The organism is Deinococcus maricopensis DSM 21211 (assembly GCF_000186385.1).
In the GTDB taxonomy this organism is placed as follows: Bacteria; Deinococcota; Deinococci; order Deinococcales; family Deinococcaceae; genus Deinococcus_B; species Deinococcus_B maricopensis.
The window spans coordinates 1,109,712-1,134,892 of the sequence record NC_014958.1 but is presented as its reverse complement, the minus strand read 5'-3'; the positions used below and the strand labels follow the sequence as shown (position 1 = coordinate 1,134,892).

General features: G+C 70.4%; 24 protein-coding genes and 5 tRNA genes. 14 read left to right on the top strand and 15 right to left on the bottom strand.

Going from position 1 to position 25,181, the window contains the following annotated elements:
* Positions 1–18 precede the first annotated feature (18 nt).
* The 4 genes from aguB to DEIMA_RS05180 form a co-directional block, all read right to left on the bottom strand.
* A complete protein-coding gene (aguB, locus tag DEIMA_RS05195; protein WP_013556180.1) occupies positions 19–918 on the bottom strand; it encodes an N-carbamoylputrescine amidase in 900 nt (299 codons plus the stop codon).
* Complete coding sequence (locus tag DEIMA_RS05190) at positions 915–1,487, bottom strand: GNAT family N-acetyltransferase (RefSeq protein ID WP_013556179.1); 573 nt, start codon at positions 1,485–1,487, stop codon at positions 915–917. Before DEIMA_RS05190 ends, aguB begins: the two co-directional genes overlap by 4 nt.
* Positions 1,484–2,488 (bottom strand): agmatine deiminase family protein, encoded by a 1,005-nt coding sequence (locus DEIMA_RS05185; RefSeq protein ID WP_148235023.1) that lies wholly within the window; start codon positions 2,486–2,488, stop codon positions 1,484–1,486. Before DEIMA_RS05185 ends, DEIMA_RS05190 begins: the two co-directional genes overlap by 4 nt.
* Positions 2,489–2,595: 107 nt before the next feature.
* On the bottom strand, positions 2,596–3,276 hold the full coding sequence (locus DEIMA_RS05180; protein WP_169311922.1) for a GNAT family N-acetyltransferase: 681 nt from the start codon (positions 3,274–3,276) through the stop codon (positions 2,596–2,598).
* A gap of 68 nt (positions 3,277–3,344) precedes the next feature.
* Here DEIMA_RS05180 and DEIMA_RS05175 point away from each other — a divergent pair, with 68 nt between their 5' ends.
* Positions 3,345–4,205 (top strand): FRG domain-containing protein, encoded by an 861-nt coding sequence (locus DEIMA_RS05175; RefSeq protein WP_013556176.1) that lies wholly within the window; start codon positions 3,345–3,347, stop codon positions 4,203–4,205.
* Here DEIMA_RS05175 and DEIMA_RS16805 read toward each other — a convergent pair.
* Positions 4,169–7,078, bottom strand: a complete 2,910-nt coding sequence (locus DEIMA_RS16805; RefSeq protein ID WP_052303285.1) for an ATP-binding protein — start codon at positions 7,076–7,078, stop codon at positions 4,169–4,171. The genes DEIMA_RS05175 and DEIMA_RS16805 overlap by 37 nt on opposite strands.
* A 99-nt stretch (positions 7,079–7,177) precedes the next feature.
* Between DEIMA_RS16805 and DEIMA_RS05165 the strand changes: the two genes are divergently transcribed.
* The 3 genes from DEIMA_RS05165 to DEIMA_RS05155 all read left to right on the top strand — a co-directional run bounded on the left by DEIMA_RS05165 (position 7,178) and on the right by DEIMA_RS05155 (position 9,366).
* Positions 7,178–7,822, top strand: coding sequence for a thiamine diphosphokinase (locus tag DEIMA_RS05165; RefSeq protein WP_013556174.1), 645 nt, complete (start codon positions 7,178–7,180; stop codon positions 7,820–7,822).
* A 51-nt stretch (positions 7,823–7,873) separates the two neighbouring features.
* Positions 7,874–8,470, top strand: a complete 597-nt coding sequence (locus DEIMA_RS05160; protein ID WP_013556173.1) for a hypothetical protein — start codon at positions 7,874–7,876, stop codon at positions 8,468–8,470.
* A 182-nt stretch (positions 8,471–8,652) separates the two neighbouring features.
* Positions 8,653–9,366, top strand: a complete 714-nt coding sequence (locus tag DEIMA_RS05155; protein ID WP_013556172.1) for a ribonuclease HI — start codon at positions 8,653–8,655, stop codon at positions 9,364–9,366.
* A 53-nt stretch (positions 9,367–9,419) separates the two neighbouring features.
* Here the strand turns inward: DEIMA_RS05155 and DEIMA_RS05150 are convergent, their stop codons facing one another.
* On the bottom strand, positions 9,420–9,668 hold the full coding sequence (locus DEIMA_RS05150) for a glutaredoxin domain-containing protein (RefSeq protein WP_013556171.1): 249 nt from the start codon (positions 9,666–9,668) through the stop codon (positions 9,420–9,422).
* Positions 9,669–9,821: 153 nt separating this feature from the next.
* On the opposite strand from DEIMA_RS05150, the gene DEIMA_RS05145 reads away from it, so the two are divergent.
* Together DEIMA_RS05145 and DEIMA_RS05140 are read left to right on the top strand one after the other, a co-directional pair.
* A tRNA-Met gene (locus tag DEIMA_RS05145) sits at positions 9,822–9,898 on the top strand.
* A gap of 77 nt (positions 9,899–9,975) precedes the next feature.
* Positions 9,976–10,590, top strand: coding sequence for a tetratricopeptide repeat protein (locus DEIMA_RS05140; RefSeq protein ID WP_013556170.1), 615 nt, complete (start codon positions 9,976–9,978; stop codon positions 10,588–10,590).
* Between the two features lie 43 nt (positions 10,591–10,633).
* Here the strand turns inward: DEIMA_RS05140 and DEIMA_RS05135 are convergent.
* From DEIMA_RS05135 to DEIMA_RS05110, 6 genes are all read right to left on the bottom strand, one after another.
* Positions 10,634–10,708, bottom strand: a tRNA-Thr gene (locus DEIMA_RS05135).
* 2 nt (positions 10,709–10,710) lie between these two features.
* Positions 10,711–10,786 (bottom strand) — tRNA-Phe (locus DEIMA_RS05130).
* A 21-nt stretch (positions 10,787–10,807) separates the two neighbouring features.
* Positions 10,808–10,883: transfer RNA gene (locus tag DEIMA_RS05125), tRNA-Asp, on the bottom strand.
* A 39-nt stretch (positions 10,884–10,922) separates the two neighbouring features.
* Positions 10,923–11,447: a pantetheine-phosphate adenylyltransferase gene (coaD, locus tag DEIMA_RS05120; protein ID WP_013556169.1), complete on the bottom strand. Its 525-nt coding sequence runs from the start codon at positions 11,445–11,447 to the stop codon at positions 10,923–10,925.
* A 39-nt stretch (positions 11,448–11,486) separates the two neighbouring features.
* Positions 11,487–12,014: an RsmD family RNA methyltransferase gene (locus DEIMA_RS05115; RefSeq protein ID WP_013556168.1), complete on the bottom strand. Its 528-nt coding sequence runs from the start codon at positions 12,012–12,014 to the stop codon at positions 11,487–11,489.
* 51 nt (positions 12,015–12,065) lie between these two features.
* Positions 12,066–12,509 carry a superoxide dismutase gene (locus DEIMA_RS05110; RefSeq protein WP_013556167.1) on the bottom strand — a complete coding sequence of 148 codons (444 nt, stop codon included), beginning with the start codon at positions 12,507–12,509 and terminating at the stop codon, positions 12,066–12,068.
* Between the two features lie 152 nt (positions 12,510–12,661).
* Between DEIMA_RS05110 and DEIMA_RS05105 the strand changes: the two genes are divergently transcribed.
* The 5 genes from DEIMA_RS05105 (at position 12,662) to sodA (ending at position 17,469) form a co-directional block, all read left to right on the top strand.
* Complete coding sequence (locus DEIMA_RS05105) at positions 12,662–14,089, top strand: aldehyde dehydrogenase family protein (protein ID WP_013556166.1); 1,428 nt, start codon at positions 12,662–12,664, stop codon at positions 14,087–14,089.
* 12 nt (positions 14,090–14,101) lie between these two features.
* Positions 14,102–14,668: a molybdenum cofactor guanylyltransferase gene (mobA, locus tag DEIMA_RS05100; protein WP_013556165.1), complete on the top strand. Its 567-nt coding sequence runs from the start codon at positions 14,102–14,104 to the stop codon at positions 14,666–14,668.
* A gap of 81 nt (positions 14,669–14,749) precedes the next feature.
* Positions 14,750–15,649: an Hsp33 family molecular chaperone HslO gene (gene hslO / locus DEIMA_RS05095; RefSeq protein WP_043816479.1), complete on the top strand. Its 900-nt coding sequence runs from the start codon at positions 14,750–14,752 to the stop codon at positions 15,647–15,649.
* A 94-nt stretch (positions 15,650–15,743) separates the two neighbouring features.
* Positions 15,744–16,715 (top strand): RluA family pseudouridine synthase, encoded by a 972-nt coding sequence (locus DEIMA_RS05090; protein ID WP_013556163.1) that lies wholly within the window; start codon positions 15,744–15,746, stop codon positions 16,713–16,715.
* Between the two features lie 130 nt (positions 16,716–16,845).
* On the top strand, positions 16,846–17,469 hold the full coding sequence (gene sodA / locus DEIMA_RS05085; protein ID WP_013556162.1) for a superoxide dismutase [Mn]: 624 nt from the start codon (positions 16,846–16,848) through the stop codon (positions 17,467–17,469).
* A gap of 100 nt (positions 17,470–17,569) precedes the next feature.
* On the opposite strand, the gene DEIMA_RS05080 is transcribed toward sodA, so the two are convergent.
* Together DEIMA_RS05080 and DEIMA_RS05075 are read right to left on the bottom strand one after the other, a co-directional pair.
* Positions 17,570–17,644 (bottom strand) — tRNA-Asn (locus DEIMA_RS05080).
* Between the two features lie 75 nt (positions 17,645–17,719).
* Positions 17,720–20,164: a transglycosylase domain-containing protein gene (locus DEIMA_RS05075; protein ID WP_013556161.1), complete on the bottom strand. Its 2,445-nt coding sequence runs from the start codon at positions 20,162–20,164 to the stop codon at positions 17,720–17,722.
* A 133-nt stretch (positions 20,165–20,297) separates the two neighbouring features.
* Here DEIMA_RS05075 and gcvT point away from each other — a divergent pair, with 133 nt between their 5' ends.
* The 3 genes from gcvT (at position 20,298) to gcvP (ending at position 24,809) form a co-directional block, all read left to right on the top strand.
* Positions 20,298–21,362, top strand: a complete 1,065-nt coding sequence (gene gcvT / locus DEIMA_RS05070; protein ID WP_013556160.1) for a glycine cleavage system aminomethyltransferase GcvT — start codon at positions 20,298–20,300, stop codon at positions 21,360–21,362.
* Positions 21,363–21,474: 112 nt separating this feature from the next.
* Entirely contained in the window at positions 21,475–21,843 is a 369-nt protein-coding gene (gene gcvH, locus DEIMA_RS05065; protein ID WP_013556159.1) for a glycine cleavage system protein GcvH, read from the top strand.
* Positions 21,844–21,950: 107 nt separating this feature from the next.
* Positions 21,951–24,809, top strand: coding sequence for an aminomethyl-transferring glycine dehydrogenase (gene gcvP / locus DEIMA_RS05060; RefSeq protein ID WP_013556158.1), 2,859 nt, complete (start codon positions 21,951–21,953; stop codon positions 24,807–24,809).
* Between the two features lie 53 nt (positions 24,810–24,862).
* On the opposite strand, the gene DEIMA_RS05055 is transcribed toward gcvP, so the two are convergent.
* Positions 24,863–25,150 (bottom strand): cupin domain-containing protein, encoded by a 288-nt coding sequence (locus tag DEIMA_RS05055; RefSeq protein WP_013556157.1) that lies wholly within the window; start codon positions 25,148–25,150, stop codon positions 24,863–24,865.
* Positions 25,151–25,181: the final 31 nt, after the last annotated feature.

Below are 25,181 nucleotides of genomic sequence, written 5' to 3'. Positions count from 1 at the left end.
GGGTTCTTGCAGGGGCGTTCAGCCGCGGCGGGTTTTACCGTCGAGGGTGAGCAGCGGGCCGTACAGTTCCGGGCGGCGGTCCCGGAAGAATCCCATGCCGGCGCGGAAACGGCGCATTTCCTGCAGGTCCACGTCGTGCATCAGGAAGCCTTCCTCGGACTCGCCGAATTCCTTGACGATTTCGCCGGTGAAGTCCGCGAGGAAGCTGTGGCCGTAGAAGGTCTGCTCGTGGCCGTTCACGTTCTCGGTGCCGATGCGGTTCGCGGCGATCACGAACGCGCTGTTGCTGACGGCGTGGCCGACCATGGCGCGCTGCCACATATGGTGGCTGTTCGGGCTTTCCACTTCGGCGGGTTCGCTGCCGATGGCGGTGGGGTACAGCAGGTAGTCGGCGCCCTGGAGCATCATGGCGCGCGCCGTTTCCGGGTACCACTGGTCCCAGCAGATGCCGACGCCGAACCGCCCGAAGCGGGTGTCCCAGACCTTGAAGCCGGTGTCGCCGGGGTTGAAGTAGTACTTCTCCTCGTAGCCGGGACCGTCGGGGATGTGGCTCTTGCGGTAGATGCCGAGCAGCGTGCCGTCCGCGTCGAACGTGGCGAGGCTGTTGTAGTACGCGTGCCCGCTGCGTTCGAAGAAGCTGACGGGCAGTACCACGCCGAGTTCGCGGGCGAGCGCGCCGAAGCGGCTCAGGAACGGGTGGTTCTCGACGTCGTGCGCGAGGTCGAAGTACTCCTCGCGTTCCACCTGGCAGAAGTACAGGTTCTCGAACAGTTCCGGCAGCAGGATGACGTTCGCGCCGGCGGCGGCGGCGGCGCGAACGTGCGCTTCGGCGCGCTCGACGTTGTCGTCGAGGCGGTCGCTCATGTGCATCTGCACGACGGCCAGTTTGATGGTCTTGGCGTCACGGTGGTCGGTCATGGCGTGTCCTCCTGGGGGGTGGGGTGCAGGCCGAGGCGTCTGGCGGCCTCGCCGCTCGGGCGGGCGTGCCCGGCGCGGACGCTCATGGCCGCGCGGTACGCGTCGTCGAAGCTGTACATCAGGACGGCCATCAGGCCGTGGTGGTCCATTTCGAGGCCCTGGATCACGAAGCCCGCGCGGAGTTTCGGGATCAGGATGGCGTTGTTGGTGGCGTGGTGGTGGCTGCGCACGAGGGTGTAGCCGCCCGCGCGGAACGCGTCCAGCAGGGGTGGGAGCATGCGGGTGTACACGCCGCGCCCGCGGTGCGCGGGCAGCAGGCCGGTGTTGACCATGTAGACGGTGCGGCCGTCCCAGGCGCGCGCGTAGTGCCAGCCGACCACGTCACCTTCGTGCTCGACGAGCCACGTGAGGGTCGGGACGGGCAGGGTGGGGACGCTCGCATCCCACTGGTAGGACCAGGTCTGGAACACGTCCTGTTCGTGGCGGGCGTACACGGCGAGGTACGCCTCCAGCGGCGCGGGCCGCAGGGTGTACCCGCCGCCCAGGTCCACCGCGCCCGCCGTGGTCACTCGCCCGTCCAGGGCGCCCCGGCAGGCTGCTGCTGCGTGACGCAGTGGAAGCTGCCGCCGCCCTCGATAATCGCGCGGGAGCGCAGGCCGATCACCTCGCGGTCCGGGAACAGTGGGCGCAGGACCTCCAGGGCGCGGGCGTCGTTCGGATCGTCGTACAGCGGCACGACCACGAAGCCGTTGCCGATGTAGAAGTTCGCGTACGTGGGCGGCAGGCGGCCCTCGGCGCCCTCCAGGCGGCGCTCGGGCAGCGGGAGTTCCACGATGCGGAAGCGTTCGCCGTGCACGTCCGTCATGGCGCGCAGCGCCTCGAGGTTGGCGTTCATGGTGGCGTGGTTCGCGTCGTCCGGGTTGGGTTCCACGCTCGTCACGATGGTGCGCTCATCGGTGAATCGCGTGATGGTGTCGATGTGCCCGTCCGTGTGGTCGTTTTCCAAGCCGCCGTCCAGCCACAGCAGCTTCTCGACGCCGAGGTACGCGCGCAGCAGCTCGGCGTAGTCGGCTTCGGTGAGCTGCGGGTTGCGGGTGTCCGTGAGGAAGCACGAGCGGGTCGTGAGGCCCACGCCCGCGCCGTTCACCTCGATGCCGCCGCCTTCCAGCACCTGCGGGAGGTCCCAGTGACGCAGGCCCAGGCGACCCGCGACGTACTCGGGAACGCGGTCGTCGTTCAGGAACTCGAATTTCCCGCCCCAGGCGTTGAACACCCAGTTGGTGAGGGTCAGGTCGTCGCCGCGCTTCAGGAAAATCGGGCCGTTGTCGCGCATCCACACGTCGTCGGAGGGGAGGCGGTGGAAGGTGACGTTCGCGCCGTCCAGGCGGGCGCGGGCGTCGTGTTCGGTTTCGTCGTCGCGCACGAGCAGTTCGACCCGCTCGAAGCGCGCGATGGTGCGCACGAGGTCCGCGAACTCCGCGCGGACGGCGTTCAGGTGCCCGAACCACAGGTCGTCGTCAGCAGGCCACGTCATCCACGTGGCGTCATGCGGCGCCCACTCGGCGGGCATGCGGAAACCAAGCTCGCGCGGCGTGGGGTCGTGGGGCGTCAGGTGCGTGGCGTCAGTCACGCTGCCTGTATACCAGACCGTGCGGGGCGGCATCGTGACCGGGGTGGTCAGGGGTGGGCGTACGCGCGGATGGGGAGGGTCCGCGCCACGAGGAAGCCCAGGCGGGCGTACACGCGGGCGGCGTCCCGGTTCTCGGTGTACACGTGCAGGAACGGCGTCTCGCCGAGCGCCTGGAGGTGCCGCGCCGCGTGCGCGACGAGGCGCGCGGCGTGCCCGCGTCCGCGCGCGTCCGGGTGGGTGCAGACGGCGGTAAGTTCGCGCGCGCCGGGCGCGTGGAAGCGCGTGCCCGTGAGCGCCACGAGCCGACCGGCGTCGCGCACGCCCCAGAACGCGCCCAGGTCGAACGCACCGGGTCGCAGCGGGCCGGGCCGCGTGAGGCGCACGAGGTCGAGCATGTCCGGCAGGTCCGCGGGCGTGAGCGGCAGGATGTCGTCGCCGGGCAGGTCCGGGGCGGACGCGCGCAGGTGCATCTGGTGGACGGTGATGTCCACCACGCGGGTCAGGCCGGGCGGCGGGGCGTGCTCGCCCACCAGCGTGACCGTCTCGCCGGGGCGCAGCAGGCCCAAGAGGTCCGCTTCCGCGCCGGGCAGAACCGCGCCGAACGGCGCCGCGCGCGGAGGGTAGCGGCGCGCGCCGCCGTGCACTTCCGCAAGGTGCGCGTGCGGGCCGGTGAGCGCGGCGAGCACCGGCGTGTCCAGCGGGGCCGGGGTGGGGGCGTCGTGCGTCAAGGTGCGTTGAGCGTACCGCGCGGACGCGTTCATGCGCGCGCGCGCATGATGGAGCGCACGGGAGGAGCATGGGCATCAAGGAACACACGTGTGAGTCGTGGCTGCACCTGCTGGAGCTGCTGTACGCGGACACCTGGAATCCGGCATTGCGGCGGCACCGTTCGCCGTACGTGTTCCGGGGCGTGTCGAGCGCGGCGCACGGGCTGCGGACGTCCCTGCAGGGCCTGGCGGGCGGCGGGGACGCGCACGCGCTGGAACTGCACCTGCTGCGGAACTTCCGGAAGTACGCGCGCCGCACCGTGAACGAGGACGACTCGTCGTGGCACTGGCTGGCGGTCGGGCAGCATTACGGCCTGCCGACGCGGCTGCTGGACTTCTCGTACTCGCCGTTGGTGGCGCTGCACTTCATGACGCGTGACCCGTCCACGTTCGACCGGGACGGCGCGGTGTGGATGGTGAACCTGGCGCGCACGAACGCGTCCCTGCCGGAGCCGCTGCGGGACGCGCTGGAGCAGGAGGGCTCGTCGGTGTTCACCACGGACCTGCTGGGCAGCGTGACGCGGCAGGCGCCGGCCCCGACGGCCCGCGCGCTGAACAGTGACGCGCGCACGCTGGACGTGCTGGGCCGCCTGAGCGCCGACCCGTACCTGCTGTTCCTGGAGCCACCGTCCATTGATGAGCGCATCGCGCAGCAGTTCGCGCTGTTCAGCTTGCCGTCCGACCCGGCGCTCGACATGGAGGCGCTGCTGGCGCAGCAGCCGGACGCGGCCGTGAAAGTCATCGTGCCCGCGCGGCTGAAGTGGCAGGTGCGCGACCACCTGGATCAGGCGAACGTGAACGAGCGGACGCTGTTTCCGGGGCTGGGCGGGCTGGCGCAGTGGCTGCGGGTGTACTACACGACGCCGCCCGAGGAGGCCGGGCCCGGCTGAGCGTCCGGGGCGGGCGCGCGGGCGTCACGCAGCGTGAAGTGGAAGGTGCTGCCCTGCCCGGGGGCGCTGTCCGCCCAGATGCGTCCGCCGTGCGCCTCGATGATCTTCTGGCAGATGGCGAGGCCCAGACCGGTGCCTTCGTACTGCGATTTGGCGTGCAGCCGCTGGAACATCACGAAGATCCGCTCGAGGTACGCGGGGTCCATGCCGATGCCGTTATCGTGGACGCGCACGTGCCACATCTCCCCTGTCCGGTCCGCGTGAATGCGCACTTCCGGGGACGTGCCGTCGCGGCGGAACTTCACGGCGTTGCCGATCAGGTTCTGGAACACCTGCGCGAGCTGGCCTTCGTCGCCGAGCACGTCCGGCAGGGCGTCCACGTGCACGCGGGCGGCGGTGGCGTGCAGGGCCGCGTCGAGCGCGTCGAGGGCGTGCGTGACGGCCGCGCTGAGCGGCACGGGCCGCAGGTGGGGTGGGTCGGCGCTCACGCGGGAGTACGCGAGCAGGTCGTCCACGAGGGTTTTCATGCGGCGCGCGCCGCCGACGATGAACGACAGGTAGCGTCGGGCGCCCGCGCTGAGATCCGCGGCGTGTTTGCGTTCCAGCAGTTCCGTGAACGAGATGATGGTCCGCAGGGGTTCTTGCAGGTCGTGCGCGGCGACGAACGCGAAGCGGCTGAGTTCGGCGTTGCTGCGCGCGAGTTCCGCTTCGACGCGCGCGCGCTGCGTCACGTCCACGCGCAGGCCGAGCACGCCGCTCACGCGTCCGGTTTCGTCGTGTTGCGGGACGTACCAAGTGTCGAGGACGCGCTCGCCGAGGGTCCGCTGCGCGTGCACGGCCTCCCCGGCGAGCGCGCAGCGCACGTCGCCGAGCAGGTCCGGGAACGGCGCGTACCGCTCGAAGGCGCTGTGCCCGACGGCGTCCGCGCCGGTCAGGGCGCCGTGCCCTTCGGCGAGCGTGAAGCGGCCCTCGTCGTCAAGCGCGAACAGGCTGATGGGCAGGTGGCCGATGATGGTGGCGAGGCGTTCCTCGAGGCGCAGGACGTCGCGGGTGCGGGCCTGCACGCGCGCCTCCAGGTCGGCGTTCAGGTCGCGCAGGGCCGCTTCGGCGCGCACGCGGTCGGTGACGTCCGTGTGGACGCCCACCCATTCCGGCGGGTCGCCGAAGGCGGTGTGGACCGGCACGGCGCGCACGTGGAAGTGCCGGTACGTGCCGTCCGCGACGCGCAGGCGGTGGTCGACTTCGTACACGTGGCGTTGCTGCACGGCGTCCTGCCACGCCGCGAAGGTGCGCGCGCGGTCGTCCGGGTGAACGTGGTCGATCCAGCCGCCGTGGGCGTGCTCGTGCGGCGCCTGTCCGGTGAGGCGCGTCCAGCCCGGCTGTTCGCCGCGCAGGTCCCCGTGGTCGTCGGTGGTCCACACGGTCTGGCGGGTCGCGTCGATCAGGGAGCGGTAGCGGGCCTCGCGGCGCTGCGACGCCTCGAACAGGGAGGCGTTGTCGAGGGCCATGGCGGCGCGCTGCGCGAGTTCCCGGGCGAGCGCCAGGTCGTCCGGGCCGTACGTGCGTTCCGGGTGGGTGGTGGCGAGGCCGAGCACGCCGAGGTGTCGGCCCTGCGTGGTGAGCGGCACGAGAATCAGGGAGTGCAGGCCCATGCGGCGCACGGCGTCCCGGCGGGCGGGGTCCTCGATGCCGTCGACGAGGCCGGGCGGCACGGCGGGCAGCAGAATGGGCTCGCCGGTGCGCTGCACCCACGCGCTCGACCCGTACTGCGCGGGGTCGGAGGGGAAGCGCGCGACGAGCCAGCGCAGCAGCTCAATCTGCCGCGGGTCGTCGTGCGCGACGACGGCCGCCTGCATGCGGCCGGTCTCGTCGGGCAGGAACACCGCCGCCCAGTCCGCGAGGTGCGCGGTGGCGAGCGTGGCGATGCGCTCGATGGTGGGGCGGACCTCCAGGGAGGCGGCGAGCGCACCGCTCACCTCGGCGAGCAGCGCGGCGCGGGCCCCAGCGGCGCGTTCCGCGTCGTACAGGCGCGCGCGTTCCAGGGCGCTCGCGCACGCGTCGGCGAGGGTGCGCGCGAACGCCTGCCGGGCGGGCAGGACGGCGTCCTCGTGGTCGAAGGAGAGGGTGAGGGCGCCGAGCAGGCGCTCGCCGGCCAGCAACGGGAGGATCACGAGGGCCTGCGTGCGGGCGTCCAGCATGGGCATGACGTCCGGGAAGTCGCGCTGCAGCAGGGCGCGCGTCCCGAAGACGGCCTCGCGGGTGAGCACGGCGTGCGTGATGGGGTACGCGGGGTTGACGTTGAACTGCCGCCAGCGGTCGTCGAAGCCCTCGTCGTACCCGGTGGAGCCGATCAGGTACAGCGTGTCGCCTTCGACGCTCTTGATGAGCGTGCCGCGAAAGGCGCCTGTGGCCTGCACAGCCTGCTCCAGCACGGTGCGGATGAGGTCGCTGGACGTGAAGGCGCGCGCGAGCGCGCCCGTGATGCGCTGGAGGTGCTGCGCGCGCGCGGCGTCCTGCCCGGGGTCCACGTCGATGAGGAGAGCAGACCCGGCGGGCTGACCGTCCGGGCCGGCCACGGTGAACGCGCGGTAGTGCAGGCCGTCCGGGCTGGGCGGTGGCGGAGGCTGCTCGCCCCGGGCGGCCTGCAACGCGGCGTGGACGTACGGCGTGGCGCCCGGGGGCAGGGCGTCGCGGAGGGGCTCGCCGACGTGCGCGGGGGCGGGCCGCCCGGTGAGCGCTGCGAACGCAGGGTTGACGCACAAGATGCGTTCCTGGGTGTCGAGCAGCGCGCAGGCGCTGGGGGTGTGGGCGAGCACGTGGTCGAGGAACGCGCTGATGGGCGCGTCCGCCGGAAGCTGAGGGTGCAGCGTCACGAGCCATTGTATGAACGCGCGGCGGTCGCCCCGCGCGTTTAACAACGGACGCCCAAGGTGACGGGCGGGGCCGCGCGGGTTTGCTGCTATGGTCGGGGCGTGATCGCGTGGGTGCTGGTGGGGGGTCGCGTGCGGGTCACGCCGGAGGTGGCGCGCGTGCGCGCGGAGCGGCCGCCGGCGCTGGTGGTCGCGGCGGATGGTGGGGCGCGTCATGCGGGCGCGCTGGGCGTGCAGGTGGATGCGTGGGTGGGTGATTTCGATTCGTCGGCGGGCGTGGACCTGAACGTGCCCCGCGAAGTGCACCCGCGCGCGAAGGACCTCACGGACGCGGAACTGGCGGTGCAGGTGGCGCGGGCGCGCGGGGCGACGTCGGCGGTGGTGTGGGGCGCGTTCGGCGGGCGGTTCGATCACGCGCTGGCGCTGGCGCTGACGGCGGTGCGTGCGTCGGCGGCGGGCTTCCCGATCGCCCTGCACAGCGGGGACGAGTCGGGCGTGCCGCTGCTGCCGGGCGCGCCCGTGCAGGTGCGCAGCCGTGTGGGGCAGGTGCTGAGCGTCGTCGCGCTCGACGACCTCTCCGGCTTGACGTTGTCCGGCGTGCGGTGGCCGCTGCAGCGCGCGGACGTGCCGTGCGGGAGCGGGTGGACGCTCAGCAACGAGGCGCACGCGGACGCCGTGCGGGCCCAGGTGCAGCGGGGGCGGGCGCTGCTGCTGCAGCGCTGGGACGACGTGGGCGTGGTCCCCTGACCTGACGGGCCTGAGGGCGTGGCGGTCCGCGCCCTGCGGCAGAATGCAGGCATGAGGAACTTCGTGAGCGGGTGTCTGCTGGTGGCCGTCCTGGCGCTGCTGGCCGTGGGGGCAGGGGCGTACTTCCTGGTGTACGTGCCGGCGCGGGATTTCGTGCAGAACACCGCCGGGGGGGTCCTGGCGCCCCGGGCGGGGGGGCCGGCGGCGACGACGCCGCTCACGCGCGCGCAGGTGCAGCAGTTCGTGCGGGTCCGCCGGGATGTGCGCGCGGCGCTGGGGGACAGCTTCACGCGCCTGGAGGGCATCTATCAGGCGTACGCAGCGGGACGGACGCCGGGCGTGCAGGAGGTTGTGGGGGCGCTGCGCGAGGCGGGGTCGCTGGTGTCGCGCGGGCGCGCGGCGCGCGACGCGGCGCTGCGGCGCGAGGGGCTGAGCGTGCAACGATACGAGGCGACGCGTGACGAGGTGAACCGGGCGCTGGGCGTGCCGCAGGTGGACCTGGCGGTGCTGGCGGAGGCGCTGCGGTCCCTGCGGCTGCCGAGCGCGGAGGCGGTCACGGTCCCGTCGGATCCGCGCAGCGCGCCGCTGATCACGCCGTTCCGCGCGGAGCTGCTGGCGACCGCGCCGCTCGGCCTGCTGGGGTTGTAACGCCGCGCACCGGAACGCGAGATGCGTTGCGGTGCACAGGCTGGGGGCGTGGCATGCTGCGGCATGGACCCCCTCTCCACTCGAGGTGCTGGCGCGCTCATGGCGGGCGCGCGGCGCGCTGCGCCGTTTGGCCGACGCGGGGCGGCGCGCCGCGTGGCAGAGTGCGGGGCAGGAGTCTCGTCTTGAATCACGCGTTTGTGGATGGCAGTTTCGACGCGGGCGTGGGCGGCTGGGGCGTGGTGCTGATCCTGCCGAACCTGCTGCCGCGGCGCCTGCAGGGGCGCGTGGACGCCGAGGACAACAACGCCACGGAGTTGCGGGCGGTGCTGGAAGCGGTGCTGCACGCCCCCGCGCAGGAGCGGATGATGGTGCACACGGACAACGTGAACATCATCCGCGCGGTCCGTTCGGGCGCGCGCAGCTTCCCGCAAGATGAGCTGGCCGCGCAGGTCCGCGAGGCGGCGGAGGCGCGCGAGGTGCAGCTGCAACTGGTGCGGGAGTCGCGGACGCGCCGGCACATGCGCGCCGCGCATGATCTGGCGAACGCGGCGCGGCGCGAGCAACCGCTCAGCGCGCCGGGCGCGCCGGCCGAGGCGGTGCTGGACGTGCAGCCGTGGCGTTCGGAAGCGAAAGTGATGGTGCGCCGTGACGGGGAGCGCGTCACGGCGCACGTGCCGCTGGACGCGCCGACGCCGCTGCCGCCGACGGTGCAGGCGCTCGGGGTGGCGGTGGGGCTGGCGCGGCCCGGGGAGGTGCTGACGGTGCGGCGGGCGTCCACGCTGGCGATGGCGTGGTGGAACAACCCGCGGCGCGCGCTGGACGAGGAGGCGCGCACGGCCCTCTGTGCGCTGGTGGCGGAGGCGGAGGGGCGGGGCGTGCAGGTGCAGTTCGCCTGACGCCGCACCTAAAGGAGTGAGGGGGACGCTGGTTCAGCGTCCCCCTCACTCCTTCAGGCCAGGCCGGCTTTGCCGAGGAACTCGTCGAGTTTCTGGGGGCGGAAGCCGCTGAGGCTCTGGGCGACGTCGCCGCTCACGAGGGTAGGGACGCTGCGACGCCCACCGTTGACGCTCATGACGTACTCGGCGGCCTGTTCGTCCTGTTCGATGTTGATTTCCTCGTACGCGAGGCCTTTTTTGTTGAGGGCGGCCTTGGCGGCGTGGCAGTCCGGGCACCAGCTGGTCGTGTACATCTTGATCATGCTTCGACTGTACTGGGTCCAGGCGCGGCCTTGAGGACGGAACGCACATTGGGCGCTTCAGGGACGCTTCACGGTCCGTCTGACGCCCCCTTGACACCTGCGGGGCGGCGCAGTATTCTCTCTGAGCGCTGAGGGCAAGCCCAAGGCGAATGACGCAGGGTAGAGCAGTCTGGTAGCTCGTCGGGCTCATAACCCGGAGGTCGCAGGTTCAAATCCTGTCCCTGCAACCAGAACCGAAGGCCGCACCAACAGGTGCGGCCTTCATCTTTCTTGTCCGGCTTCACCGCGCTCAGGAGTACGCTGGGGCATGAACCTCGCGGAGATCTGGACGGCCATCGATGAGGGTCGGCATGCGGACGCGGAACGCCTGCTGCACGACGACCCGGACCTCCTCGCCTCCCGCGCCGGTCAGATGGCGCACGGGTACATCCTCGCGCATACGGGGCGCCACCCGGAAGCGCGCGACGTGTACGCGCGCCTGCGCGCAGCGCACGCCGGCGACGAATGGGAGCACATTGCCGTGCACCAGCAGGGCATGGTGGAGCGCCTCGCCGGTGACCACGCCGCCGCGCTCGCGCACTTCGAGCAGGAACTGCAGCTGATTCGCGCGCTCGGGGACCGGCCGCACAAGCTGGCCGTGAACGCCTACGAGCTGGGCGTCACGAGTCTCGCGCTGGGGCGCGTGGAGGCGGCGCGCACGCACCTGCAGGACAGCCTGCGCAACGCCCACCGGCAGGATGACCCCGTGGCGGTCGCGTGCGCCGAGCGTGGCCTCGGGGAGGTCGCGGCGTACGAGGGGAACGTGGGTGAGGCGCGGGCACACTACGCGCGCGCCATCGAGGCTTTCGAGGACGCCGAGGACGAGGTGGGCATCCGTGAAGTGCAGGCGTTGATGGACGCCCTGAAGGTCCACGAGGCCTGAATGCCAAAGCGGAAGTCCCGCCACGTGGCGGGACTTCCTAAGCTGGAGCCAGAGGTCGGATTTGAACCGACGACCTACTGATTACGAATCAGTTGCTCTACCCCTGAGCTACACTGGCGATGGTGGCAACGGGCGGACTTGAACCGCCGACCCAACGATTTTCAGTCGTTTGCTCTACCAACTGAGCTACATTGCCGTTCGCCCCGGTTGGGGCGCTTGGCGGTCCGGACGGGATTTGAACCCGCGACCTTCTGCGTGACAGGCAGATATGCTAACCGCTACACTACCGGACCAATTGTCGCTTTGGGGCCTTTCCCTCAGCGCGGTTAAGTCTAGCGGGGGCTTCCGGGGTTGTCAACACTTGCTGCGTTCGTGATTTCCGCCGCGAATTTGCGGCGCAGCGCGCTCACAGTGGCGGCGGGCGCCATGCTGGTCACGTCGCCCTGGTAGCTGGCGATTTCGCGGAGCATGCTGCTGCTCACGTAGCTCCAGCGGGTGGCGGCCATGATGAACACCGTTTCGACGCCGCCGAGCTGGCGGTTGAGGTGCGCGATCTGCAGTTCGTACTCGTAGTCGCTCACGGCGCGCAGGCCGCGCACGATGATGCCTTTGTTCGACTGGCGCATGTAGTCAACGAGCAGACCGCTAAACGAGTCGACGCTGACGTTCGGCAGGTGCGCGGTGGCTTCGCGGAGGATGTCGAGGCGCTCTTCGAGGGTGAAGAGGTGACGGCCCTGCTTGCGGGCGTTGTGCATGACGGTCACGGTGACGTGCTCGAAGATCCGCGAGGCGCGGGTGAGGACGTCCATGTGGCCGTTGGTGATGGGGTCGAAACTGCCCGGGAACACGGCGTTCATGTCGGGTCGAGTGTACCGCGCGCCGAGGGGCGCACGCGGTTACGCGTGCGTGTAGAGGGTGAGAACGTTGCTGCCGTAACGGCGTTCGTCGCGGGTGTAGCCGTCGCGGTCCGCGAGGGTGAGTTGGGTGGGGTGCTGGATGATGAGCAGGCCGTCTTCGGTAAGGGGGCGGCGTTTGAGGAGGCCGGCAGTGATGGTGGGGATGTCCTGGGTGTAGGGCGGGTCGACGAAAACCACGTCGAAGGCGCCCAGTTCGGGGAGCAGGGCGAGGCCGTCGCCGCGGCGGATGCGGGGGCGGGTGGGGAGCTGCAGGTGCGTGGCGTTCGCTTCGAGGGCCTTCACGGCGCGCAGGTCGAGTTCGGTGAGGGTGACGGTGTAGCCGCGGCTGGCGGCTTCGAGGCCGACGGCGCCGCTGCCGGCGTACAGGTCGAGGAAGGTGCCGGTGGGCGCGCGGGTGGCGAGGAGGTCGAAGAGGCTTTTGCGGAGGCGGGCGCCGGTGGGGCGGGCGCTGTCGGGAACGGTGATGGCGCGGCCTTTGGCGGTGCCGCCGAGAATACGGATGCTCACGCCTTCAAGGTAACGCGCCGCCCCCGACAGGGCGGCGCGGGGCGCGGTGGGTTACTTGATGGCGACGCAGGCGACGCCGGCGTCGGCGGGGGTGCCGTTCGGGTCGCTGGCGGTGTGCACGTTGAAGTACGTGGCGTTGGCGACGTCGGTGTTGGCGGCGCTGCCGCTGGCGGTGAGGCGGCCGGTGTTGTCGGTCATGCCGACGATCTTGGTGGACATGATGGGCGCGCCGGCGCTGGTGCAGGGGTCGCTGCTGGCGTCGCCCTGGAGGTGGTAGTGGGCGACGTAGTAGGTGTTGGGTTGCAGGCCGCTGATGGTGGTGGTGGTCGTGGTGGTGCTGTCGGTCATGTTGATGGTGACGTTGCCGACGGGCATGACGGCCTGGGGGGCGCTCGCCTGGCGGTTGAGGATGAGAGTGCGGCCGGTGCCGTTCATGGTGGGGGCGCAGGCGGCGAGGAGCAGGGCGCTGGCGGCGGTGATGATCAGGTGCTTCATAAGGTCCTCCTTGGGGTGTTGTGTTTATGAGAGGACGGTGGGGGTGGTGGGCACTGTCGGAATTGCCGCTGTTTCAAGGGGGGATGAAGGTGGGTGCCAGGTGGAGTACACTGGAAGCACTCATCAGGTCAGACCAGTTCGGAGGTCCCCGTATGTCGAGCGTTACCGCACCCGACCGCACCACGCCCCTTCAGGCCCTGTACGACGCGCAGCGCACCTACGCACCGACCATCGCCGCGCGCACCGCCCGCGAACGCGCCGCCACCCTCGCCCGCCTGGGCCACGCCGTGGACCAGCACCGCGCGCGCCTCGCGCAGGCGCTGCACCTCGACCTGGGCAAAAGCCGCGCCGAAGCAGAAATCACCGAACTGCACCCGCTGCGCGGCGAAATCCAGTTCGCGCGGCGCCACGTCGCGCGCTGGATGCACCCCCGCCGCGTCGGCACGCCCCCCGCGCTCGGCCTCGCGCGCAGCGAGGTGCGCGCCACCCCGCGCGGCGTCACGTTGATCCTCAGTCCCTGGAACTACCCCGTGAACCTCACGCTGGTGCCCCTCGCGTCGGCCATCGCGGCGGGGAACCCGGTCATCCTCAAACCCAGCGAGAAGGCGCCCCACACCGCCCGCGCCCTGCGCGCCCTGATCGAGGACACCTTCGACCCGCGCGAGGTGGCGCTCGTGGAAGGCGAGGCGGACGTGGCCACGGCCCTGCTGGACCTGCCGTTCGACCACGTGTTCTTCACGGGCAGCACCCGCGTAGGCCGCCTCGTGATGGAAGCCGCCAGCCGGCACCTCGCCGCCGTCACCCTGGAACTGGGCGGGAAATCCCCCGCCATCGTGGACGAGAGCGCGGACATCGAACGTGCCGCCGAACGCATCGCGTGGGGCAAGTTCCTGAACGCCGGGCAGACCTGCGTGGCGCCCGACTACGTTCTGGTGCATGAGCGCGTGCGAGACGAGCTGCTGCTGGCCCTGACGGTCCTGATCGAGCGGCGCTTCGGCGGTCGGGTGTGGCAGCGCGTCGGCCCCGATTACGGCCGCATGGTGGACGCCTGCAGCGTGGACCGCCTGGAGGCCCTCACGCTCGGGAGTGTCCGCGCCGGCGCGCGCGTCGTGGCGGGCGGCACGTTCGACGCGGCGCGGCGTTTCATTTCGCCGACGCTGGTCGTGGACGTCACGCCGGACATGCCACTGATGCGTGAGGAGCTGTTCGGGCCGGTCCTGCCGATCCTCACGTACCGCACGCTGGCAGAAGCGACCGCGCTCGTGCGCGCGGGGGACGCGCCGCTCGCGCTGTACGTGTTCGCGGGGGACGCCGCTGCGGAACAGGTGCTGCGGGACACCACCAGCGGCGGCGCCGTCGTGAACGGCACGGTCGCGCACCTGGCCAACCCGCACCTGCCGTTCGGCGGAGTGGGCGCGAGTGGGCAGGGACGCTACCACGGGGAGTTCGGGTTCCGGGCGTTCTCGCATGAGCGGGCGGTGCTGCGCGAACCACCGCTCAGCCCGGTGCGGCTGCTGTACCCGCCGTACGGGCGGCTGGGCCCGCGCCTGGGGGCGTGGCTGATGCGCGTGCTGAGCTGATACGCTCGGCGCGTGCACGAGGAAGCGCTCAGCGCAGCGATCACGGCGGGCGGGCGGTCCTCGCGGTTCGGGTCGGACAAGGCGCTCGCGGTGATCAGCGGGGAGCGCCTGCTGGACCGCGTGGCGCGCCGCTTCCCCCCCGCGGACGCGCGCGTCCTGGTGGCGCCGCCGGGCCGGTACGTCCTGCCGGGATGGACGCCGCTCCCGGACACCCGGCCCGGCGAGGGACCGCTCGCGGGCCTGGAAGCGGCGCTGGGCGCCTGCCCGGACGGCTGGGTCATGTACGCGGGCGTGGACCTGCCCGGGCTGACGCCCGCGTACTGGGCGGCGCTGCTGAACGCGCGGACGGCGGGCGCACGGTCCGTGGCGGGCCTGGACGCAAGTGGGCACGTGCAGCCGCTCGCGGCGCTGTACCACACCAGCCTGCGCGGAGCGGTCAGCGCGCTGCTGGACGCCGGGGAGCGTCGCCTGCGCGCGGCGCTGCTGGACGTTCAGCAGGTCCCGTGGGCGAGCCTTGAGGCCCAGTGCCCGGACGCGTACCGGAACGTGAACACGCCCGCCGACCTGCCGGACGCCTGAGGGCGCAGCGTGGTCCCACACTGGCTTTGGAACCGTGCCTGTTCCCCAATCACCTTGAGTGCTGTTATGTAAACTTTCTTGATGAGCCAGGAATCCTTCATGCTGCGAGGCACCGCTGCGGACCGCACCCTGCGCGTCGTCGCCGTGGACGCCACCACCCTCGTCGAGGAGGCCCGCCTCCGGCACCACCTCAGCAAAACCGCCACCGCCGCACTCGGCCGCACCCTCGCCGGCGCGCTCCTGCTCGCCCAGGTGCTCGGCAAACACGAGGACAGCCGCGTCACCGTCCGCATCCAGGGCGACGGCGAACTCGGCTGGATCGTCGCTGAAGGCAGCACCGACGGCAGCGTCCGCGGGTACGTCAAGAACCCCGGCGCGGACCTCCCCCCCCGCGACACCGACGGCAAACTCGACGTGCGCGGCATCGTCGGCACCGACGGCGACCTCGCCGTCACGCGCCTCCTCGAAAACGCCGAACCGTACACCGGCAGCGTTCCCCTCGTGAGCGGCGAGATCGCCGAGGACTTCGCGTACTACCTCGCGCACAGCGAACAGATCCCCAGTGCCGTCCTGCTCGGCGTGTACGAGGAACGCGGCCAGGTCGCGCACGCCGGCGGCCTGATCGTGCAGGCCATGCCGGGCGTCAGCGACGCCACCCTCACGCGCCTCGAAGCGAACATCAAGGCCATGGGCACCATCACCGACAACCTCCGCACGCGCAGCCTGCTGGAAATCATGGGCCGCGCTACCGAAGGCCTCGACCTCGTCATCGCCGACGACGCCACGGGCGCGCGCTTCGCGTGCCGCTGCTCCCGCGACAAGGCCCTGTCGAGCCTCGCGTACTTCGACGCGCACGAACGCCACGACATGATCCAGGAAGGCGGACAGGAAGTCGTGTGCCACTGGTGCAGCGAGCACTACCAGATCACTCCCGACGAAATCCGCAGCCTCGACGCGCCCCAGACGCACGCCCAGGCCTGACCCCCAACGCAGCGGCCCGCCCGGCGTCCCCACGCCCCGGCGGGCCGCTCGCGCGTTCACCGGCCCCACCCCACCCCGGCGCTATGCTGCGGGGATGACGCACGACGCCCCCCTCACCCTGACCGCCACGCCCGGACGCCTCGACGCCGTCCTCGCGGGCCTCGCGGACAGCAGCCGCTCTCAGGTCAGCGCCTGGATCGACGCGGGCCGCGTCCGCGTGAACGGCCAAGTCACCACCAAAAGCAGCCTGAAACTCCGCGGCGGCGAAACCCTCATCGTGGACGTCCCCCCGCCCGTCCTCGCGCACGTCGAACCCGAGAACGTCCCCCTGGACGTCTTGTACGAGGACGACGCCCTCATCGCCATCAACAAGCCGCCCGGCATGACCACGCACCCCGCGCCGGGCGTCACCACCGGCACGCTCGTGAACGCCCTGCTGGGCCGCATGCCCCTGCCCGAGCAGGACGGCGCGCGCGGCCCGGACGGCTACCGCCCCGGCATCGTCCACCGCCTCGACAAGGACACCAGCGGCGTCATCGTCGTCGCCAAGACCGTCGAGGCGCACGCGAAGCTCGCCGACGCCTTCAAAGCCCGCGAGACGCGCAAAACGTACCTCGCGCTCGCCGGCGGCAGCTGGAGCGCCCAGAAACCCCTGAACATCGACGCGCCCATCGGCCGTCACCCCGTGGACCGCCAGCGCATGACCGTCGGCGGCGTGAACCCCCGCGAAGCGCAGACGCGCTTCGTGCCGCTCGCCGCGCACCCCAACGGCCGCGGGCAGACGCTCGCGCTCGTGCGCTGCGAACCCCGCACGGGCCGCACCCACCAGCTTCGCGTGCACCTGCAGCACGCCGGCAGCCCCATCCTCGGGGACGCCGTGTACGGCCGCGCGAGCGACGTCATGCCCCGGCAGGCCCTGCACGCCTGGGCGCTCGTCATCCCGCACCCCACCACCGGCGAGCCGCTGCACCTGCACGCCCCCGTCCCGGATGACATGCTGCAGGCATGGGTGGCCTTCGGCGGCACCCTGCCTGATACGGTCCTGCACGACCCGAACGCCCCCTGAACCCCGCTGTCTCTGAGGAGGTTCTGAGTGAACCGTAACTTTCCACCGGTTCAGCGTTTCCGCGCGGGGGTCATAGTATGAGAGCGCTGCCCGCACGGTGCGGGCCTCATCCCGAAAGGAGTCTTTACCCATGCCCTACCAACTCCCCGCTCTCCCCTACGCCTACGACGCCCTGGAACCCCACGTCGACACGCGCACCATGGAGATCCACCACACCAAGCACCACCAGGCGTACATCGACAACGCCAACAAGGCCCTCGAAGGGACCGAGTTCGCGGACCTCCCCGTCGAGGAACTCATCACGAAACTCGACCAGGTGCCCAGCGACAAGAAAAACGTCCTGCGCAACAACGCCGGCGGCCACGCGAACCACAGCCTGTTCTGGACCGTCATGGGCCCGAACGGCAGCGGCCAGCCCAGCGGCGAACTCGCGGACGCCATCACGGCCGCGTTCGGCAGCTTCGACGCGTTCAAGGAGAAGTTCGAGGACGCCGCCAAGACCCGCTTCGGCAGCGGCTGGGCGTGGCTCGTCGTGAAGGACGGCCAGCTCGCCGTCGTCAGCACCGCCAACCAGGACAGCCCCCTGATGGGCGAAGCGGTCGCGGGCGTGAGCGGCACCCCGATCCTCGGCGTGGACGTGTGGGAGCACGCGTACTACCTGAACTACCAGAACAAGCGCCCCGACTACCTCAAGGCGTTCTGGAACGTCGTGAACTGGGACGCCGTCGCGCAGCGCTACGCACAGGCGAAGTAAGCGACCACTGCATGAACAGGCGGGCCCAGGAGGCCCGCCTGTTCATGCGCGCCTGTGCATTGACAGCGAGAAGCCCAAGCTTGCGCTTGGGCTTCGTCTTTGGCTCGGCAGGTAGGGATCGAACCTACGACCATTCGATTAACAGTCGAACGCTCTACCGCTGAGCTACTGCCGACCATGCTGCGGGGCTTTGCCGCTCAGCGACAGGAACTATAGCAAGTCCCTCACGATCGCGCAAGCCCCGCGCGTGTCAGGGCGCGTCGGGCAGCGCCGCACCGTCCGGAAGGGCGCTGTCGGGCACGCTGCCATCCGGGACCGTGCCGTCCGGGGTGGTGCCGTCGGGCGCCGTGCCGTCGCCGAAGTCGTCCGTGGGCGTCTCGGGGGCGGGGGTCGGTTCGGCGGTGGGGTCGTCCGGGAGGGGCTGCACGTCCTCGGGAACGGGTACCTCGTCCACGGGGGGCGCGGTCGGCTGCTCCGGCGCGGGCGTGGGGGTCGCGGGGGTGGGCGTGGAGGTGCTCGTGTCGGGCGGGGTGGGCTGCAGGTCCTCGGGTTGCGGGAGTTCTTCAGGCGCCGGCGTCTGCTCCTCGGGTTGCGGCTCAGTGACGTCCGGCGCGGGTTCCGGCTCGGCGGGCGCGTCGGTGGGTTGTTCCGGCTCGGGTTGCGCGGGCGTGGGGTCCGGTGCGGGCGGGGCGGGCGTGCGGCGGAACCAGCCGCCGATGCCGCCGCCCCCCTCGCTCTTGAAGGCCATGTTCACGCCGCGCACCCAGCGGTACTCGATGCCGCTCGGTGCTTTGAAGGCCGCGTGGGGTTTGTTGGCGAGGGCGCCGCTGACGGCCGATTGCCAGATGGGCGCGGCGATGTCGCCGCTGTACGCGTTTTGCGGCATGGCCTTGCTGTCGCTGCGGCCTACCCACACGGCGGCGGAAACGCGGGGGGTGACGCCGACGAACCAGAGGTCCTTGACGTCGTTGGTGGTGCCGGTTTTGCCGCCGACGTCCCAGCCGGGAATGCGGGCGCGCCAGCCGAGGCCGCCCTGGCGGGGCGTGAGGTCGTTGACGACGCCGCGGATCATGTCGAGGCCCAGGAAGGCGGTCTGTTCGTCCCACGCGCGGGTGCTGGTGTCGGGGGCGGTGTACAGCACCTGGGTGCCTTTGGTGACTTTGTGGACGTAGCGGGGTTCATGGTACGTGCCGCCGTTGGCGAATGGAGCGTACGCGGCGGCCATCTGGAGGGGACTCGCTTCGAGCGCGCCGATCGCGAGGGGCAGCCCGGCGTTGTCGTTCGGGCTGAGGCCGAGGGTGCGGAGCTTCCCGGCGAAGTCGTTGAGGCCGACGTCCTGCGCGAGGCGGACGGTGGGCAGGTTGAGGCTGTGGTCGAGGGCGTAGCGCAGGGTGACCTGGCGACCGCTGGAGGTGCCGCTGTAGTTCTTCGGCTGGTACTCGCCGGTGAGGGGCGCGTCGAGGGCGGTGTCGGACTGCTTCCACCCTTTTTCGAGGGCGGTGGTGTACAGCAGGGGTTTGATGCTGCTGCCGACCTGGCGGCGCGCCTGGGTGGCGTTGTTCCATTCCTCGTCGATGCCGTCGCCGTACTTCTGGCCGACGAGCGCGAGGATGTCGCCACTGGCGGGGTCGGTGAGGGCGATGCCGAGCGTGGCGCCTCCCGGAACGCGGGCGTTCCGGGAGGCCGCTTCGGCGGCGCGTTGCGCGGCGAGGTCGAGGGTGGCATCCACGCGGACGCCGCCGCTGCTGAACAGGGCTTTGCGGCCGACTTTCTGGATCAGGTCGCGTTCGAGGGCGCCGAGGAAGCTTTCGGCCACCTGCGTCTGCGCGCGGGGGAGGTTCGCGGCGCGGGCGCCTTCGTTCACGAGGGTTGCGCTGAGGAGTTTGCCGCTGGCGTCATAGCGGGTGCGCCAGCCGGCGGGCGTGAGTGGGTAGCGCCACGCGGCGTCCGCTTCGGCCTTGGTGACGCGGCCGTCCTCGACCATGCGGTCGAGGAGGTTGCGCATGAGCGGACGGTATTCCTCCAGGCGGGGGTAGCGGCGGTTCGGGGCGGGAATGAGCGTGGCGAGGTACACGCTCTGCGCGAGGTTCAGGGTGGCGGCGTCCTGCCCGAAGTACGCGCGGGCGGCGTTGGCGACGCCGACGATGTCGCCTTTGCCGTGCCCGGCGGTACCCCAGTAGATGACGTTCAGGTACGCGTTGAGGATTTCGCCCTTGTTGAAGTTTCGCTCGACCTGGAAGGCGAGGACGGCTTCCTTGAATTTGCGTTCGGGGGTGCGCGCCTGGTTGTACTCGGCGAGGAGGGTGTTCTTGACGACCTGTTGGGTGATGCTGCTGCCGCCTTCGAGGTCGTTGCGGAGCAGGCCCTTGACGAGGCCGCGGGTGACGCCGATGAGGTCGACGCCGCTGTGTTCGTAGAAGCGGCGGTCCTCGCTGGTGACGACGGCTTTTTCGGTGTAGTCGCTGATTTTGTCGAGGGTGCGCAGGTCGCGGTTCACGCGGTAGCCGCTGCTGAGGCTGGGAGTGAGGGTGCCGACGAACTGGCCGTTGCGGTCGAACACGCGCGTCTGTCCGCTGAATTCGAGAACGTCGAGGTCGGCGACGTCGGGGAGGTTGCGGCCCCAGAGCAGGAACGCGCCGAGCACGCCGAGAAGCCCGATCAGGATGAGCGCGAGGACGCCGTACAGGAAACGCATACGTTCACAGCATAGCGGCGCAGTCTGACGAAACCTGAGGCGCATGCAGGGGGAAACTGCATGTTTGGACGGGTGGGTTTGGCTGGACGCAGTGCAGCGGGCACGCTGCCTAACAGGTGTTAGAGTGGGCGTCGTGAGTGAAGCTGAGCTCAAGAGAACGCCGTTGCACGCGGCGCACGTCCGGGCGGGCGCGCGCATGGTCCCGTTCGGCGGGTGGGACATGCCCGTGCAGTACACCGGCCTGCTGAAGGAGCACCACGCGGTCCGCGAGGGCGTCGGCGTGTTCGACGTGTCGCACATGGGCGAGTTCCGCGTACGCGGTCCCGGCGCGCTGGACTTCCTGCAGCGCGCCACCACGAACGACGTGAGCAAGCTCAAGCCGGGCCGCGCGCAGTACGGCCTGCTGCCGAACGACCGCGGCGGCCTGATTGACGACCTGTACGTGTACATGGTCGCCGAGCAGGAGTACCTGATCGTCGTGAACGCCGGGAACATCGAGAGGGACTTCGCGCACCTGCAGACGCTCGCGCGGGACTTCGACGTGACCTTCGTGGACGAGAGCGCCCTGTGGGGCCTGCTGGCCGTGCAGGGCCCGCAGGCAGAGGCGACGCTGCAACCGCACGTGAACGTGGACCTCAGCGCGAAGAAGAAAAACGCGTTCTTCCCTGCGACGCTGTTCGACCTCGACGTGTTCATGGCGCGCACCGGGTATACCGGCGAGGACGGCTTTGAGGTGTTCGTGAAGACCGACGAGGCGGAAGTGGTGTGGGACAAGCTGCTGACGCTCGGGGTTGTCCCGGCGGGCCTGGGCGCGCGTGACACGCTGCGGCTGGAGGCGGGCTTCCCGCTGTACGGGCACGAGTTCAGCGATGACACGCACCCCCTGTCGAGCGGGTACGGCTGGGCCGTGAAGGACAAGGCGTTCCATGGGCGCGAGCACATCCTCGACCGGGCCACGCCGGAGCGCCTGATTGGCCTGACCCTCGACAAGGTCCCGCCGCGCGAGGGGTACCCGGTCCTCCTGAACGGCGAAGTGGTGGGGCGCGTGACGAGCGGCACGACCAGCCCCACCCTGAAGCGCCCCATCGCGATGGCGCTCGTGCGCGCCGACGCCGCCGAGGCCGACGCGTACGAGGTGGAGGTGCGCGGCAAGACGCACCCGGCCACGCGCGCGCCCCTGCCGTTCTACAAACGCTAAGCTCAGCACGACGAACCGCGCCCGGACCGTCCGGGCTTCCGGTTCCGCACCGCCAGTCCGGCCCCGCACACACTCTGATTCGCCGCGTTGCGCGACACTACAGGAGCACCCCATGAGCAACCCCACGGACCGCCAGTACCTCAAGAGCCACGAGTGGATCAAAGTCGAAGGTGACGTCGCCACGGTCGGCATCACCGCGTTCGCGCAGGACCAGCTGGGCGACGTCGTGTACGTCGAGCTGCCCGAGGTGGGCCGCACCGTCACGGCCGGCGAGGCCGTCGCGGTCGTGGAGAGCGTGAAGACCGCGAGCGACATCTACGCGCCCGCGAGCGGCGAGATCACCGAGGTGAACGAGGCGCTGGGCGGCAGCCCGGAGCTCATCAACGAGAGTGCGTTCGAGAACGGCTGGCTGTTCAAGATGCACGTCACCGGCCTGGGCGACGTGCTCGGCGCGGACGAGTACGACAGCCTCGCCCAGTAACCCTGGGTGCCCGCAGCCGTCAGTGTCCCGCGTCCGCCGGAGCTGACGGCTGTCTCTTGAATCCTTCCCCGCCCCCCATTCCTGCCGCGCGCACGAGGACCCCCTTGATGAAGCCCCTGAAGGACCTGCTGCAAACCGACGATTTCACGAAGCGCCATATCGGCCCGGACGCGAACGACGTTCAGGCGATGCTGAGCGTGCTCGGCGTGAGCAGCCTGGATGAACTGACGCAAACGACGGTGCCCGAAAGCATCCTGATTCACGAGCCGCTGAAGGTGGGCGGGCCGGTCACGGAAGCGCAGGCGCTCGCGGACCTGCGCGCCGTGGCGGAGAAGAACAAGGTGTTCCGCAGTTATATCGGCATGGGGTACAGCGGCACGCACACGCCGCCCGTGATCCTGCGCAACATGCTGGAGAACCCCGGCTGGTACACGGCGTACACGCCGTACCAGGCGGAGATCAGCCAGGGACGCCTGGAGATGCTGCTGAACTTCCAGCAGACCGTGATGGACCTGACCGGTATGGAGGTCAGCAACGCGTCCCTGCTGGACGAGGCGACCGCCGCGGCCGAGGCGATGACGCTCGCGAAACGCACCGCGAAGAGCAGGAGCAACGTGTTCTTCGTGGCGGACGACGTGCATTCGCAGACGCTGGACGTGATCCGCACGCGCGCCGAGTATTTTGGATACGAAATCCAAACCGGCAAGGCCACCGAGGTACCCGAAGGGGTGTTCGCCGCGCTTGTGCAGTACCCCGGCACGTACGGTGATCTCACGGACCTCTCCCCCATCGCCGAAAAGATCCACGCGCAGCAGGGCGCGTTCATCGTCGCCACGGACCTGCTCGCGCTCGCTCTGCTCAAGGCGCCGGGCGAGATGGGCGCCGACATCGTCATCGGGAGCGCGCAGCGTTTCGGCGTGCCCATGGGCTTCGGCGGCCCGCACGCCGCGTTCCTCGCGTGCCGTGACGACTACAAACGCAGCATGCCGGGCCGCGTGATCGGCGTCAGCAAGGACGTACGCGGCAAGACCGCCTTGCGCATGGCCATGCAGACGCGCGAGCAGCACATCCGCCGCGAGAAGGCCACCAGCAACATCTGCACCGCGCAGGCGCTGCTCGCCAACATGGCCGCCGCGTACGCCGTGTACCACGGTCCCGAAGGCCTTCGCACCATCGCGGAGCGCACGCACCGCCTCACGGGCATCCTGCATAAGGCGCTCACCGATGCGGGGCTTACCCCCAACGCGACCTTCTTCGACACGCTCACGGTCGAGGGCGACGCGGCCGCCATCCGCGCGCGCGCCGAAGCCCAAGGCATCAACTTCCGCTATGAGGGCGGCAAAATTGGCGTGAGCCTCGACGAAACCGTCACCATCGCGGACCTGAGCGACGTGATTGAGGCGCTCACCGGGCAGGCCGCCGACGTGCTCGCCCTCGACGGGGACGCCACGAGCGGCGTCCCCGAGGGGCTCGCGCGCACCAGCGCGTACCTCACGCACCCCGTGTTCAACACGCACCACAGCGAACACGGCATGCTCCGCTACCTCAAGAGCCTCGAAAACAAGGACTACAGCCTCGTGCACGGGATGATCCCGCTCGGCAGCTGCACCATGAAGCTGAACGCCACCACCGAGATGATCCCCGTCACCTGGCCGGAATTCGGGCAGCTGCACCCCTTCGCGCCCGCCGACCAGACCGAAGGGTACGCGCAGATGCTCGCGGAACTCGAAGCGTGGCTCGCGGACATCACCGGGTACGACGCCGTCAGCCTCCAGCCAAACAGCGGCGCGCAGGGCGAGTACGCAGGCCTGCTCGTGATCCGCAAGTACTTCGAGGCGCGCGGCGAAGGGCACCGCAACATCTGCCTGATTCCCGCGAGCGCGCACGGCACGAACCCCGCCACGGCCGCCATGATGGGCATGAACGTCGTCGTCGTGAAAACCGACGCGGACGGCAACATCGACATGGACGACCTGCGCGCGAAAGCCGAGCAGCACAGCGCGAACCTCGCGGCGCTCATGATCACGTACCCCAGCACGCACGGCGTGTACGAGGAGAACGTCAAGGAGGTCTGCGACCTGATCCACCAGCACGGCGGGCAGGTGTACCTCGACGGCGCCAACATGAACGCGCAGGTCGGCGTCACGAAGCCCGGCGTGATCGGCAGTGACGTGTCGCACCTGAACCTCCACAAGACCTTCGCGATCCCGCACGGCGGCGGCGGCCCCGGCATGGGCCCCATCGGCGTGAAGGCGCACCTCGCGCCGCACCTCCCGAACCACGCGGTGCGCCCCACCAGCGAGAGCACCACGGGTGCCGTGAGCGCCGCGCCGTACGGCAGCGCCAGCATCCTGCCCATCAGCTACCTGTACATCCGCCTGCTCGGCGCGCAGGGCCTGCGCGAAAGCACCCAGGTCGCCATTCTCAACGCGAACTACATTGCCACGCGCCTGCGCGAGCACTACCCCGTGCTGTACACCGGGAAGGGCGGGCGCGTCGCGCACGAATGCATCCTGGATATCCGCCCGCTCAAGGCCGCGAGCGGCATCACCGAGGAGGACATCGCCAAGCGCCTCATGGACTACGGCTTCCACGCCCCCACCATGAGCTTCCCGGTACCCGGCACCCTCATGATCGAACCCACCGAAAGCGAACCCAAAGCCGAACTGGACCGCTTCGTGGACGCTATGATCGCCATCCGCCGCGAAATCCAGGAAGTGCAGGACGGCTTGATCAAGGCCGAGGAGAGCCCGCTGCATTTCGCGCCGCACACCCAGGACGACCTGATCAGCAGCGACTGGGACCGCGCGTACAGCCGCGAGACGGGCGCGTTCCCCAGCCGCCACCAGAAGGCCTGGAAGTACTGGCCGGCCGTGAACCGCGTGGACAACGTGTTCGGCGACCGTAACTTCGTGTGCTCCTGCCCGCCCACTGAGGAGTACGCTGACTTCGAATTCAGCGGCTAAGCCACCCGCAACGCGAGGGGCGCCCCGGAATGGGGCGCCCCTCCTGTCGTGCCTTACTCGGCGGGCGGCGTGGTGGCTTCCACGGCGCTGAAGGTCTCCAGAATGCGGTAGGTGTGCGGCGCGCCCTTCGGCACGTGATAGCTGTCGCCGGGGCCGACGACGCGGCTCTCGCCGTTCACGATGACTTCCGCGCGGCCGGACAGGACGTACCCGACCGTTTCGTACGGGCTGGTGTGCGTGTCCTTCTTGTGCGGTTCCTCATTCTGCCAGAGGCGCAGCGCGATGTGCTCGCCGCGCGCGAGGGGCCGTTCGGCGTTCTGGTCCTGGGTGTTCTGCGTCATGCCCGCATGGTGCGGGGCGCGGATGGCCCGG

Excerpts from the sequence above, each read along its gene's own strand:
- aguB (WP_013556180.1), bottom strand. The coding sequence starts at position 918 with ATGACCGACCACCGTGACGCCAAGACCATCAAACTGGCCGTCGTGCAG.
- DEIMA_RS05185 (WP_148235023.1), bottom strand. The coding sequence starts at position 2,488 with ATGCCCGCCGAGTGGGCGCCGCATGACGCCACGTGGATGACGTGGCCT.
- DEIMA_RS05175 (WP_013556176.1), top strand. The coding sequence starts at position 3,345 with ATGGGCATCAAGGAACACACGTGTGAGTCGTGGCTGCACCTGCTGGAG.
- DEIMA_RS05160 (WP_013556173.1), top strand. The coding sequence starts at position 7,874 with ATGAGGAACTTCGTGAGCGGGTGTCTGCTGGTGGCCGTCCTGGCGCTG.
- DEIMA_RS05150 (WP_013556171.1), bottom strand. The coding sequence starts at position 9,668 with ATGATCAAGATGTACACGACCAGCTGGTGCCCGGACTGCCACGCCGCC.
- DEIMA_RS05140 (WP_013556170.1), top strand. The coding sequence starts at position 9,976 with ATGAACCTCGCGGAGATCTGGACGGCCATCGATGAGGGTCGGCATGCG.
- coaD (WP_013556169.1), bottom strand. The coding sequence starts at position 11,447 with ATGAACGCCGTGTTCCCGGGCAGTTTCGACCCCATCACCAACGGCCAC.
- DEIMA_RS05110 (WP_013556167.1), bottom strand. The coding sequence starts at position 12,509 with ATGAAGCACCTGATCATCACCGCCGCCAGCGCCCTGCTCCTCGCCGCC.
- DEIMA_RS05105 (WP_013556166.1), top strand. The coding sequence starts at position 12,662 with ATGTCGAGCGTTACCGCACCCGACCGCACCACGCCCCTTCAGGCCCTG.
- hslO (WP_043816479.1), top strand. The coding sequence starts at position 14,750 with ATGAGCCAGGAATCCTTCATGCTGCGAGGCACCGCTGCGGACCGCACC.
- DEIMA_RS05090 (WP_013556163.1), top strand. The coding sequence starts at position 15,744 with ATGACGCACGACGCCCCCCTCACCCTGACCGCCACGCCCGGACGCCTC.
- sodA (WP_013556162.1), top strand. The coding sequence starts at position 16,846 with ATGCCCTACCAACTCCCCGCTCTCCCCTACGCCTACGACGCCCTGGAA.
- DEIMA_RS05075 (WP_013556161.1), bottom strand. The coding sequence starts at position 20,164 with ATGCGTTTCCTGTACGGCGTCCTCGCGCTCATCCTGATCGGGCTTCTC.
- gcvH (WP_013556159.1), top strand. The coding sequence starts at position 21,475 with ATGAGCAACCCCACGGACCGCCAGTACCTCAAGAGCCACGAGTGGATC.
- gcvP (WP_013556158.1), top strand. The coding sequence starts at position 21,951 with ATGAAGCCCCTGAAGGACCTGCTGCAAACCGACGATTTCACGAAGCGC.
- DEIMA_RS05055 (WP_013556157.1), bottom strand. The coding sequence starts at position 25,150 with ATGACGCAGAACACCCAGGACCAGAACGCCGAACGGCCCCTCGCGCGC.